This is a genomic window from Paraburkholderia sp. GAS33 (genome assembly GCF_050436645.1).
Lineage (GTDB): Bacteria > Pseudomonadota > Gammaproteobacteria > Burkholderiales > Burkholderiaceae > Paraburkholderia > Paraburkholderia phenazinium_B.
On the sequence record NZ_JBNDMP010000003.1, the window covers coordinates 131190 to 143921 of the forward strand.

The window sequence follows — 12732 nt, forward strand, 5'->3', positions numbered from 1 at the left end:
ACGCGCTTCCAGCCTGGGCTTTCGGCCTGAGGCGCCCCGCGTAACAGTGAATTCCGCCCTGTTTCACAACGCTTCGCCTAACGCGCATATAGAATGGCGTTTTCCCTAGCGTCTAACGCATCGTCCTGGAGAATTCTCAATGGCTAAGCCCGCAAAGCGCGTTGCCGTCACCGGCGCCGCAGGTCAAATCGCTTACTCCCTGCTATTCCGCATCGCCAACGGCGACCTGCTCGGCAAGGATCAACCGGTGGTCCTGCAACTGCTCGATCTGCCGCAAGCGCAAGGCGCCGTCAAAGGCGTCGTGATGGAACTGGATGATTGCGCATTCCCGCTGCTGCAGGGCGTCGTGATCACCGACGATCCCAAGGTTGCGTTCAAGGACGCTGACGTTGCCCTGCTGGTCGGCGCGCGTCCGCGTTCGAAAGGCATGGAACGTAAGGATCTGCTGTCGGCGAATGCTGAGATCTTCACGGTGCAAGGCAAGGCGCTCAACGAAGTCGCCAGCCGCGACGTGAAGGTGCTGGTGGTCGGCAACCCGGCCAACACCAATGCTTACATCGCGATGAAGTCGGCACCGGATCTGCCGAAGAAGAACTTCACCGCCATGCTGCGCCTGGACCACAACCGCGCTCTGTCGCAACTGGCTGCCAAGTCGGGCAAGCCGGTGGCTTCGATCGAGAAACTGGCTGTGTGGGGCAACCACTCGCCGACGATGTACCCGGATTTCCGCGTTGCAACGGCAGAAGGTCAGGACCTGACCAAGCTGATCAACGACGACGAATGGAATCGCAACACGTTCATCCCGACCGTCGGCAAGCGCGGCGCAGCGATCATCGAAGCGCGCGGCCTGTCCTCGGCAGCGTCGGCAGCTAACGCCGCCATCGACCACGTGCGTGACTGGGTGCTCGGCACGAACGGCAAGTGGGTCACCATGGGTATCCCGTCGGACGGCTCGTACGGCATTCCGGAAGACATCATTTACGGTGTGCCGGTAACATGCGAAAACGGCGAGTACAAGCGCGTTGAAGGCTTGGCAATCGACACGTTCTCGCGCGAAAAGATGGACGCTACGCTGAACGAGCTGCTTGAAGAGCGCGAAGGCGTTCAACACCTGCTCGGCTAAGCGCCTGATGTAGACCAGCCGGGACTCTGTTGCTTGCCGACGGGTTCCGGTTTTTTACGTCCGTATTTGATCCGAACGCGTTTTGCGCCGCTTGATGCGCTGTTCCAGCCCGTCAGGCAACACCAGGCAGAACGCGGTCGAATCCGATTCTCAACGAGCCAATACGCCCCTGACGCCGAAGATGCGCGCCCTCACACCCGCCGAAGTGCTGTTTGACGGCGAAGCGCCGCCCACAGTCCTGCCTGCCTGCGATCACTACGCCGGCAGTGAAAAGCTGATGCTGAAATCGCTCGCTTTGCAGCAGGAGTTGGGGCCGGTGTTCGACATCACGCTCGATTGCGAAGACGGCGCCCAGGTGGGCCGCGAAGCCGAGCATGCGGAGCTGGTGGCGTCGCTGCTGGGCAGCGAGCACGACCGCTTCGGCCGCGTAGGCGTACGGATCCACGATTTCAACCATCCGCATTGGCGCGACGACGTGCGCCTGATCCTGCGCGCCGCCAAACGCGCCCCTGCGTATATCACCCTACCGAAGGTCCGCAGCGTCCCCGATGCCGCCGAAATGTGCGCGTACATCGAAGCGACGCGGCGTGAGCTCGGCATCGCTCAAGCCGTGCCGGTGCAGTTGCTGGTCGAAACCCATGGCGCACTGGCGCGAGCGTTCGATCTGGCCGCCCTGCCGGGCGTCGAAGCGCTCAGCTTCGGCCTGATGGACTTCGTCTCCGCGCATGACGGCGCGATCCCCGATACGGCGATGCGCTCGCCCGGCCAGTTCGATCACCCGCTGGTGCGGCGCGCCAAGCTCGAGATCGCCGCGGCCTGTCACGCGCACGGGAAGGTGCCGTCACACAACGTTAGCACCGAAGTGCGCGACATGAGCGTGGTAGCCAATGACGCCACCCGCGCCCGCAACGAGTTCGGCTATACGCGGATGTGGAGCATCCATCCGTCGCAGGTGCCGGTTATCGTGGCCGCCTTTTCGCCGCGCGATGAAGAGATCGCCACGGCCGCCGAAATCCTGCTGGCGGCGCAGGCCGCCCAGTGGGGCCCGACTCGCCATCACGACACCTTGCACGACCGCGCGAGCTATCGCTACTACTGGTCGGTGCTGCGCCGCGCGCGCTCGACGGGACGCACGGTGCCGGCCGAAGCCGCACCGCTCTTTGCTACAACCGGTTCCACCAAAGAGTCCGCATCATGAGCGGACATACAGGAGACTGCTGGAGATGAGCGAAAAGACGCAAGCCGCAGCGATACCAGGCGAGAGCGGAGCCCCGAGCGGCTTCAAACCGAAGAAATCCGTTGCGCTGTCTGGCGTGACGGCGGGTAACACTGCCCTGTGTACGGTCGGCAAGACCGGCAATGACCTGCATTACCGCGGCTATGACATTCTCGACATCGCCAGCACCTGCGAATTCGAGGAAATCGCCTACCTGCTGGTGCACGAAAAGCTGCCCACGCAGGCTGAACTGACGGCCTACAAGGCCAAGCTGAAGGCGCTGCGCGGCCTGCCCGCCAACGTCAAGGCCGCGCTGGAATGGATTCCGGCAGCCGCCCATCCGATGGACCTGATGCGCACCGGCGTCTCGGTGCTCGGTACGGTGCTGCCCGAGAAGGACGACCACAATCTCCCCGGCGCACGCGATATCGCTGACAAGCTGATGGCCTCGCTCGGCTCGATGCTGCTCTACTGGTACCACTACTCGCATAACGGCAAGCGCATCGAGGTGGAGACCGACGACGATTCGATCGGCGGCCATTTCCTGCATCTGCTGCACGGCGTCGAGCCGTCGAAGTCGTGGGTCGAGGCGATGCACATCTCGCTGAACCTGTATGCGGAGCACGAATTCAATGCATCGACCTTCACCGGCCGCGTGATCGCCGGCACGGGCTCCGACATGTACTCGGCACTGACCGGCGCGATTGGTGCGCTGCGCGGCCCGAAGCACGGCGGCGCCAACGAAGTCGCGTTTGAAATCCAGTCGCGCTACCAGAGTCCCGACGAGGCTGAAGCGGATATCCGCCGCCGCGTCGACGCCAAGGAAGTCGTGATCGGCTTCGGCCACCCGGTGTACACGATCTCCGATCCGCGCAACAAGGTCATCAAGGAAGTCGCAAAGAAGCTCTCGAAGGAAGCCGGCAGCACGAAGCTGTTCGACATCGCCGAGCGGCTCGAAACCGTGATGTGGGACGCCAAGAAGATGTTCCCGAACCTGGACTGGTTCAGCGCGGTGTCGTACCACATGATGGGTGTGCCGACAGCGATGTTTACACCGGTGTTCGTGATCGCCCGTACGGCGGGTTGGAGCGCGCACATCATCGAGCAACGCATCGACAACAAGATCATCCGGCCGAGCGCGAACTACACCGGCCCAGAGAATTTGAAGTTCGTGACGCTAAATAGGAGAAAATAGCGTCCGCTGTGCGCTTTCAGGGCGCGTGCAGTTCCACCCTGGCGGCTGCTCCCACCGGTAGCCGCGCACTGTTCAACCGATATTAGATAGAAAAGGCTAACTCCATGAAAAAGCTGCTGATCGCCGCCGTTGTCGGCGCCTTGTCCACGACGATGCTGATCGCCACGACGGACGCTTCCGCACAAACGGCGTCGGGCACCGCCGCGACCACCGCCAAGAAGGCCACGCCGAAAAGGCCGGCTCCGAAACGCCTGATCAAGCGTAAGCCGAACCCGAAGAAAGAAGCGCAGGTCGATCCGGTGCCGGACGGTGCAATCAAGTGGTCGTGTAACGAAGGTCTGTCGTTCGACATGAAGGGCGACATGAAGCGCGATCAGATCGTCACTGTTCACTGGGCGAACAAGAACTACAACCTGCCGCGCGAAACCACCACGACGGGCGCTGACCGCTTCCACGACGCCGCTTCGGGTCTGGACCTGGTCGTGATCCCGACCAAGGCGATGCTGTTCTCGGACAATGACGGTTCGCGTCTCGCGGACGAGTGCAAGACAGCTGAAATGTCGCAAGGCGCGCCGGCTCCGACGCAATCGAACGAGCTGATCAAGAACCCGCAGAACTAAGTTTCCCTTAGTTTCGTTTCAGGAAGGAAAGCCCCGATGTCCGCTCCGATATCCAACGTACGGCCCGACCCGGACCAGGTCCTGGTCGATATCGCCGATTACGTTCTGGATTTCCCGATCGACAGCACGCTCGCGCTGGAAACGGCGCGTCACTGCCTGATCGACACGCTCGGCTGCGGACTCGAGGCACTGACTTACCCGGCCTGCACCAAGCTGATGGGACCAATCGTGCCCGGCACGATCGTCCCCAACGGCGCCAAGGTGCCTGGCACGTCTTTCCAGCTCGACCCGGTTCAGGCCGCCTTCAATATCGGCGCGATGATCCGTTGGCTGGACTTTAACGACACCTGGCTCGCCGCCGAGTGGGGCCACCCGTCGGACAACCTGGGCGGGATTCTCGCCACGGCCGACTGGCTGTCGCGTACCGCCATCGCCACCGGCAAAAAGCCGCTGACGATGAAAGACGTCTTGATCGCCATGGTCAAGGCGCATGAAATCCAGGGCTGTATTGCGCTGGAAAACTCGTTTAACAAGGTTGGGCTCGATCACGTCCTGCTGGTTAAGCTGGCTTCGACCGCCGTTATCGGCAGGCTGATTGGCCTCACGCGTGATGAGCTGATCAATGCGGTTTCCTTGGCCCTTGTGGACGGTCAGGCGCTGCGCACCTACCGCCACGCGCCGAACACCGGCTCGCGCAAATCGTGGGCCGCGGGCGACGCCACTTCGCGCGCCGTGCGACTCGCGCTGATCGCGAAGACTGGCGAGATGGGCTATCCGTCTGTTCTGACAGCGAAGACGTGGGGCTTCTACGACGTGCTGTTCAAGGGCAACGAATTCAAATTCCAGCGCCCGTACGGCTCGTACGTGATGGAAAACGTGCTGTTCAAGATTTCGTTCCCGGCTGAGTTTCACTCGCAGACTGCAGTGGAAGCGGCCATGACGCTGCATGCGCAACTGCGCGCAGCGGGCAAGACTGTGGAAGACATCAGCAAGATCACGATTCGCACACACGAAGCCGCGATCCGTATCATCGACAAGAAAGGGCCGCTGAACAATCCGGCCGACCGCGACCATTGCATCCAGTACATGATCGCCGTGCCGCTGATCTACGGCCGCCTGACCGCCGCGGACTACGAAGATTCCGTCGCGCAGGACCCGCGCATCGACGCGTTGCGCGACAAGATGAGCTGCGTGGAAGACCCGCAGTTCACCAAGGATTATCACGATCCGGAGAAGCGTTCGATCGCCAATGCACTGACGGTCGAATTCAACGACGGGTCGACATTCGACGAGGTAGTGGTCGAATACCCGATCGGACACAAGCGCCGCCGTGAAGACGGCATCCCGTTGCTGGTCGAGAAGTTCAGGACCAACCTCGCGCGCAAGTTTCCGGTCAAGCAGCAACAAGCGATTCTCGATGTGTCGCTGGACCAGGCAAGGCTCGAAGCCATGCCGGTCAATGAATACGTCGATCTGTATGTCATCTAGTTCAGTACTGTAGTTCCGCGATCAAACCAAGGAAAACACCATGGCCCACAACCTCCACAAAACGCTCAAGGAATTCGACAGCGGTTCCGGCAAAGGCAAGTTCTATTCGCTGCCGCAACTCGGCAAGGCACTGAATATCAAGATCGACCGCCTGCCGGTTTCGATCCGTATCGTGCTGGAGTCGGTGCTGCGCAATTACGACGGCAAGAAGATCGCCGAAGAACACATCACGCAACTGGCAAACTGGAAGCCGACCGCTTCGCGCGTCGACGAAATCCCGTTTGTGGTTTCGCGCGTGGTGCTGCAGGACTTTACCGGCGTGCCGCTGCTCGCCGATATCGCGGCAATGCGCGGTGTCGCGCAACGCGCCGGCAAGAACCCGAAGTCGATCGAACCGCTGGTCCCGGTTGATCTGGTGGTCGATCACTCGGTGCAGATCGATTACTTCCGTCAAAAGGATGCGCTCGACCTGAACATGAAACTGGAATTCCAGCGCAACAACGAGCGCTACCAGTTCATGAAGTGGGGCATGCAGGCATTCGACACGTTCAAGGTCGTTCCGCCGGGCGTGGGTATCGTTCACCAGGTGAACCTCGAGTACCTCGCACGCGGTGTGCACAAGAAGACGGACGGCAGCGACACGGTGTACTACCCGGACACGCTGGTCGGCACGGACAGCCACACGACGATGATCAACGGTATCGGCGTGGTGGGCTGGGGCGTGGGCGGCATCGAAGCGGAAGCGGGCATGCTCGGCCAGCCGGTCTACTTCCTGACGCCGGACGTGGTGGGCGTCGAACTGAAGGGCAAGCTGCGCGAAGGCGTGACCGCAACTGATTTGGTGCTCACGGTTACCGAACTGCTGCGTAAGGAAAAGGTTGTTGGCAAGTTCGTCGAGTTCTTCGGCGAAGGCACGCGCACGCTGTCGCTGCCGGACCGCGCGACGATCGGCAACATGGCGCCGGAATACGGTGCAACGATGGGCTTCTTCCCGGTCGACGAAAAGACCATCGACTACTTCAAGGGCACGGGCCGCACCGACGCAGAAATCTCCGCCTTCGAGAACTACTTCAAGGCGCAAGGTCTGTACGGCGTGCCGAAGGCTGGCGAAATCGACTACACGAAGGTCGTCAAGCTCGACCTCGGCACGGTGGCGCCGTCGCTGGCAGGTCCGAAGCGTCCGCAAGACCGGATCGAAATCGGTCACGTAAAGTCGACCTTCAGCGATCTGTTCTCGAAGCCGGTTGCAGAAAACGGTTTTGCGAAGAAGTCCGCCGATCTGGACGCGCAATACACGACGACGAACGGTGTCAACGTGAAGAACGGCGACATCCTGATCGCTGCCATCACGTCGTGCACGAACACATCGAACCCGAGCGTGCTGCTGGCTGCGGGTCTGCTGGCGAAGAAGGCTGTGGAAGCTGGCCTGACCGTGGCTCCGCACATCAAGACGTCGCTCGCCCCGGGATCGCGTATCGTCACCGAGTATCTGACGAAGACGGGTCTGCTGCCGTTCCTGTCGAAGCTGGGTTTCGAACTGGCTGCTTATGGTTGCACGACGTGTATCGGCAACGCAGGTGATCTGACGCCGGAACTGAACGAAGCGATCACGAAGAACGACATCGTCGCAGCGGCTGTGCTCTCGGGCAACCGCAACTTCGAAGCGCGTATTCACCCGAACATCCGCGCCAACTTCCTGGCATCGCCGCCGCTGGTTGTCGCCTACGCAATCGCCGGCAACATCACGCGCGACCTGATGACCGAGCCGGTTGGCAAGGGCAAGGGCGGCAAGGACATCTACCTGGGCGACATTTGGCCGACCAGCGACGAAGTCAACGACCTGCTCAAGTTCGCACTGGACGCCGAAGCGTTCCGTAAGAACTACGCACAGCTCACGAAGAAGGGCGACCTGTGGAGCAAGATCGAAGGCGAGGAAGGTCAGGTGTACGACTGGCCGAAGTCGACCTACATCGCTGAGCCGCCGTTCTTCGGCAAGGACTTCTCGATGCAGCCGGCCGACAGCATTGCAGCGGTCAAGGGTGCACGTGCACTGGGCATCTTCGGTGACTCGGTGACGACCGACCACATCAGCCCGGCAGGCTCGATCAAGGAAGACTCGCCGGCAGGCAAGTGGCTGAAGGCAAACGGCGTGCAGAAAGCCGACTTCAACAGCTACGGCTCGCGCCGTGGCAACCACGACGTGATGATGCGCGGTACGTTCGCCAACGTGCGGATCAAGAACCTGATGATCCCGGCGAAGGCAGACGGTACGCGCGTTGAAGGCGGTCTGACGATTCATCAGCCGAGCGGCGAAAACATGTCGATCTACGACGCAGCGATGAAGTACATCGACGCGGGTACACCGACCGTCGTGCTGGCAGGCGAAGAGTACGGCACTGGCTCGTCGCGTGACTGGGCGGCCAAGGGTACGCAACTGCTGGGCGTGAAGGCTGTGGTCGCTCGCAGCTTCGAGCGGATTCATCGTTCGAATCTGGTCGGTATGGGCGTGCTGCCGCTGCAGTTCAAGGGCTCGGATAGCGTTCAATCGCTGGGCATTACTGGCGAAGAAACGTTTGATGTCGAAGGCCTCGGCGACGACTTCAAGCCGCAGCAGGAAGTCACGCTGGTGATTCGCGGCAAGGATGGCAAGGAGAAGCGCGTGGCGGTTCTGCTGCGTATCGATACGCCGATCGAAGTGGACTACTACAAGCACGGCGGGATTCTGCCGTTCGTGTTGCGTTCGCTGCTGGCTGCTTAACTTAACGCTTGATGCGTTAAGTAGACGTCAGACGCGAAAGCGGAAGCGGTTTGCAGGTGCTGCGTCCTTGTGGAAGGACGCAGCCGATTTGAGAGCCCGGCCTTGGCCGGGTTTTTTTATTGTCTGGCGCGTTATTGCGTGCCGCGGTCTACGTGGAAGGCAGCGGGGTCATCGGTGATCCGGCGTTGGGTCATGTGGTCGTTCCAGCTGTTGTCGAGTGGCGTTGCGGCGCGAGTGGCTGGATGCCGCTGTTGGATGGACCAGTTCAGCCATGGGGTGTCGTCGGTCGATGCGCTTTCATGGGCACGCGATGCGCTGGTGGGCCATTCGGGCTGAGTCGATACTGCGGGACGTGCTGCCGGATGGGTGGCGCGGTTCAGTGCGACCCGTTCGTTTACATGGGCTCCGGACAAGCGTGCCATCTTCACTCGCTTCGGCGGTTTTGTGGGCGAGGCGATGTGTGCGTCGTTTTCACGAGCGGGGAGTTGTACGGTCTGCCTTGGCACTATCTGGATGATTTGCTTGGGCGGCGAGTTATTGATTGCGGCCGCTTTCTCCGTTTCCATGGCGGCTGGCTTACCTTCCTGTCTAAGCGGCTGCAGCTTGACGCGACCCGTAGCAGCAGTGGTGCTCGCTGGAGCGACCTGAAGCGCTTTCGTCTTCTCAGCGTCCTTCATGGAACATGTAACGAGCAACCACGTGAGCGCCATTGTGCAACCGGCGAAAATCGACGCCGCGAGCAGATGATCCGAACGCGTCGAGCGCGGACGAACCGTACCCATTTCAAGATACCGCTTCGCCTCCGCCAATGCGGCGTCGTAGCGCCCAGTGTCCGCGCGTTGTGGCAGCATCTTATAAAACAGGATGTGCTTTACGCCCGGCGGAAAGGGGCCAGCCGGCCGCGGTGCCGCGGGTTGACGAACAGCGCGCTGCACGGCTTCGCGCATCACGTTCCGGTGCGACCCAAAAGGTGGCGGCAGACCGTCGTACGGCCGCGGCAGCGGGATCGTCAGATCGCCCTCGATCAATGCTAGCGGTCGAGTCATTGCGAGTTGCTCCGGTGTGGCTCGACCGCCTGGTCGAGTTGCATCATCAGCGCGGCAATGCGCTTTTCGAGTTCGTCGAGCAAATGTCCCGCTGATTCGCGCTGGGTCGCGCTGGCATGCCGTAGTGCTTCCATCAGACTATGCGCGCCGACGAGACCGACTGCACCGCTCAATCTGTGCAACGAGGAGCGCATTCCGTCCATGTCGTGCCGGGTCCGCAGTCCGCGGATCTGCTGCAGATCGTCGTGCACTGATCGGCGCCAACCGTGGATGAACGCGCGGAGGTCGACGCCTTCATTCGATAGCGCGTCGAGGTAGTTGCGATCAAACGATTCGGTCGACGGGACGGGGGAATCCGCCGGAGGTTCCGCCGCAATGGGCTGTGGTGTCGTCTTCTGGAGATTTACACGGTGCGACGCGTTAAACGCTTGCGGGCGTTCAATAGTGAACGGCGCGCTGAATATGCTGCATGTGCCCCTGGCAGCGTCACTCGATACCTTGAGTTCGCCGCGCATGCATTGCGTCAGTTGCTGGCAGAGTTCCAGACTGAGAGCTTCCTCGTCACGTAACTCTCCCTCAGGCGCGGGCACGTCAAACGACGTGGGTATGTGCATTCGCGCTGAGCAAGTGGGAGAAGCCGGCGTGTCAGCGCCTGCAGCCGTTACGCTCACGAATATTCGTTGCGAGCCGGCATTTAGCGTTTCCGCGCGTGCGGTGACTGTGATCTCGCCGTGCTCAGTGATCCGCACCGCACGACTCAAGAGATGAAAAATAATCTGGCCAAGTCGGGTACCGTCGGCGAGAACTAAAGCGTCGACCGACTGATCTACGGTGGTGCTCAGGCACACGCCCTTCTGCGCCGTGGTGTGAGAGAACAGTGCAGCCACCCCATCAATGAGTTCCCGCACGTCCGTCACCGTTTCATCAAAGACAACGGTGCGCGACTGGATGGGCATGGACGCGAGCATGTCCTCTAGCGCGCGTGCCCATGCGCGCACGGCAACGTGAATTTTGCCCACCAGTTGCTTCTGCGGCGGCTGCGAGGATGATTCGTTGAGCTCATCCAGCAAGCTGGCGAGCGCGGACAAGGGACCACCAACGAAGTCGCGCATGGCTGCGTACACACGCTCGCGCTCCCGATTGGTGGCGACAAACGCCTGTGACGCGACACCGACCCCGGAGGCCTGCTCTCGGGACTCGACCGCTGCGAACCGGCGCTGCCATTCGTTCTCGACAGCGCGCGCGGTCGCGACAGCTCGTTTGAGCAGCACACGCGTTCTGCACCATCCAACCAAGGCGATGGTTGTGAGGATCATAAGCACGGACAGCAATACGGCTAAACATTGCCAAGCAACCGCCACATCGCTGATGCGCAACGCTGCCAGCGGGCGGGCAATATTCGTGACATCCCATCCCGTGCCGCGAACGGCAGCCGGCATCGTGTCGGCACGCGCCGACACGATGCACAGCAACGCGAACGCAACAACGCTGCCAAATGCGATCGCATCGTGAATCGAGACCGCCCGCGCTGCGTGAGAGAAACGGCGGGTGCACGTCCGTGTGGGCACTGGAGAACCCGACCGCTTCATCATGTTCATACGTGGCCCGGTCAGTCGATCAGCTTCTGAAGGGCCGCAAATTCGATCAGCCCCGCCAACGAAGACAGACCCAACTTCTCCTGAATTCGACCTTTGTATGTACTGACTGTTTTATCGCTCATAAATAACGCATCGCCAATAGTTTTATTCGACATGCCCTTGGCAAGCATTTGCAGAATCATCAACTCCTTGTCAGAGAGCAGCTCAAGCTTCTCCTCCTCTTCACCGGCAGCCAAGGTTGGGCTTGTTCCTGTAGCCCCGATGTTCATCGGAAAAACTGTATAGGCGGCCATCACCGCTTCGACGCCGCGCATGATTTCCTTCATCTCCTGCGATTTGCCGACGAAACCCTGTGCTCCCGCACGCATGGCACGCGGCGCAAAGGTTGAAGGATCTTGACCCGACAGCACCAGAACGCGGATATCCGGATGGGCCAGCTTCAGCCTTGGAATGACATCGAGCCCATTAATACGCGGAATGTCCAAATCGAGTATAGCGAGGTCCGGCAAGTGCTGCCGGGCTATCTCAACGGCCGTCTGCCCATTGTCGGCCTCGAAGACATCGTTGACGCCGAGCAGTTTGGCGAGATGCATTTTAATAACGAGCCGAAATGCGGGATGATCGTCCACAATCAGGATGGTGCTCATACAGTTGTCCTCCTAACGGTATTTCGATTCAGTCGCTATTGCGCACGAAGCCAATCTCGACACGCCGGTTTGGCGCAAGACACTGCACCAGAGCGACATGATCGGTCTGGTTGCATTCCACCACTGGGCTGGCCTTGCCAAGTCCTGTGACGGTGATCGGCAAGGTCACACCGCGTTTGACCAGATAAGCCTTCACAGTCAGTGCGCGTTGAAGCGAAAGCCTCTGGTTGTACGCATCACTGCCCAAACGATCGGTATACCCGCTAATACTCAGTCGACGAATGCCCTTCGCTTTTTGCAAGGCAGCGGCCACCCCGTTTAGCTGAGTCTTGCCACGTGGCAACAGTGCGGCGACATCGCTACCGTTGAAGCGAAACGCCGAGTCGGCTCTAAGCGTAATCGCCGGTGCGGCGACGCTTGCGGCGGGTGCGGGTGTGGATGGTTGCGCGCATTGCAGTGCTGCTTCTGCCGATTTGTGCAAATTCCCCTGAATATCGGGGAGCGCCTTTTCGGCAGCTGAGAAATTGCGGGTCCATGCGTAGTGACCGGCGAGCATCAATTCGACTTCGGCACAGGCGAGCGGCGCTTGCGCCTCCGGGCAGCGGGCGGTGACCGGATCGCTCTTGATGACGTTGACGATCTTCCACAAATCCGGACGCACCGTCGATACAGTACGCAACTCGGGATTGGCTGCGGAGAGCGGCGTGTCGTTTTCCAGACCGAAGGTGATGATTGCAGCTTGACCGATGGCTTCCTCAACAAAACCCCATTGATCGTGCGCATCCCGCTGAGCTCGTCCAGCGTCGATCCAACATTGGGCCTTGGTGTGAAAGTAGCTGTTCTTGTCGGCGGGTAGGTTGTTCAGCCGCTGCTGGAGCGCGGCAAGCGCTTCGCCACCATGGCTAACCGGCGCGTAGGTGTTCAGCCATTGCGGCGTCACCGCACCCGAGGCAGTATCTTGTGCAGTGCCAAGACCAGTCTTCAGAACTGTAGGATCTTCAATGCCCAGTCGATCCCTGTCGGCCCGACTCGCGCAGCCTG

The 12732-nt window shown here is 60.7% G+C and carries 10 protein-coding genes; 6 read left to right on the forward strand and 4 right to left on the reverse strand.

Annotated elements, in window-relative coordinates; genetic code table 11:
- Positions 1-139 precede the first annotated feature (139 nt).
- The 6 genes from P3T24_RS10805 (at position 140) to acnA (ending at position 8400) form a co-directional block, all read left to right on the forward strand.
- Positions 140-1123, forward strand: coding sequence for a malate dehydrogenase (locus P3T24_RS10805; protein WP_074266619.1), 984 nt, complete (start codon positions 140-142; stop codon positions 1121-1123).
- A 181-nt stretch (positions 1124-1304) separates the two neighbouring features.
- Entirely contained in the window at positions 1305-2321 is a 1017-nt protein-coding gene (locus tag P3T24_RS10810; RefSeq protein WP_429434460.1) for an HpcH/HpaI aldolase/citrate lyase family protein, read from the forward strand.
- Positions 2322-2346: 25 nt separating this feature from the next.
- Complete coding sequence (prpC, locus tag P3T24_RS10815) at positions 2347-3534, forward strand: bifunctional 2-methylcitrate synthase/citrate synthase (RefSeq protein WP_429434463.1); 1188 nt, start codon at positions 2347-2349, stop codon at positions 3532-3534.
- A 104-nt stretch (positions 3535-3638) separates the two neighbouring features.
- Entirely contained in the window at positions 3639-4154 is a 516-nt protein-coding gene (locus tag P3T24_RS10820; RefSeq protein ID WP_074266622.1) for a hypothetical protein, read from the forward strand.
- Positions 4155-4190: 36 nt separating this feature from the next.
- On the forward strand, positions 4191-5642 hold the full coding sequence (locus P3T24_RS10825; RefSeq protein WP_429405788.1) for a bifunctional 2-methylcitrate dehydratase/aconitate hydratase: 1452 nt from the start codon (positions 4191-4193) through the stop codon (positions 5640-5642).
- A 40-nt stretch (positions 5643-5682) separates the two neighbouring features.
- Complete coding sequence (gene acnA, locus P3T24_RS10830; RefSeq protein WP_074266624.1) at positions 5683-8400, forward strand: aconitate hydratase AcnA; 2718 nt, start codon at positions 5683-5685, stop codon at positions 8398-8400.
- Positions 8401-8531: 131 nt separating this feature from the next.
- Here the strand turns inward: acnA and P3T24_RS10835 are convergent, their stop codons facing one another.
- The 4 genes from P3T24_RS10835 to P3T24_RS10850 form a co-directional block, all read right to left on the reverse strand.
- Positions 8532-9446, reverse strand: coding sequence for a hypothetical protein (locus tag P3T24_RS10835; protein WP_429434465.1), 915 nt, complete (start codon positions 9444-9446; stop codon positions 8532-8534).
- Positions 9443-10822 (reverse strand): ATP-binding protein, encoded by a 1380-nt coding sequence (locus P3T24_RS10840; protein ID WP_429434468.1) that lies wholly within the window; start codon positions 10820-10822, stop codon positions 9443-9445. The genes P3T24_RS10835 and P3T24_RS10840 overlap by 4 nt, the downstream gene beginning before the upstream one ends.
- Positions 10823-11055: 233 nt before the next feature.
- Entirely contained in the window at positions 11056-11691 is a 636-nt protein-coding gene (locus tag P3T24_RS10845; RefSeq protein WP_429405795.1) for a response regulator, read from the reverse strand.
- 28 nt (positions 11692-11719) lie between these two features.
- Entirely contained in the window at positions 11720-12631 is a 912-nt protein-coding gene (locus tag P3T24_RS10850; RefSeq protein WP_429434470.1) for an OmpA family protein, read from the reverse strand.
- Between the last annotated feature and the right edge of the window lie 101 nt (positions 12632-12732).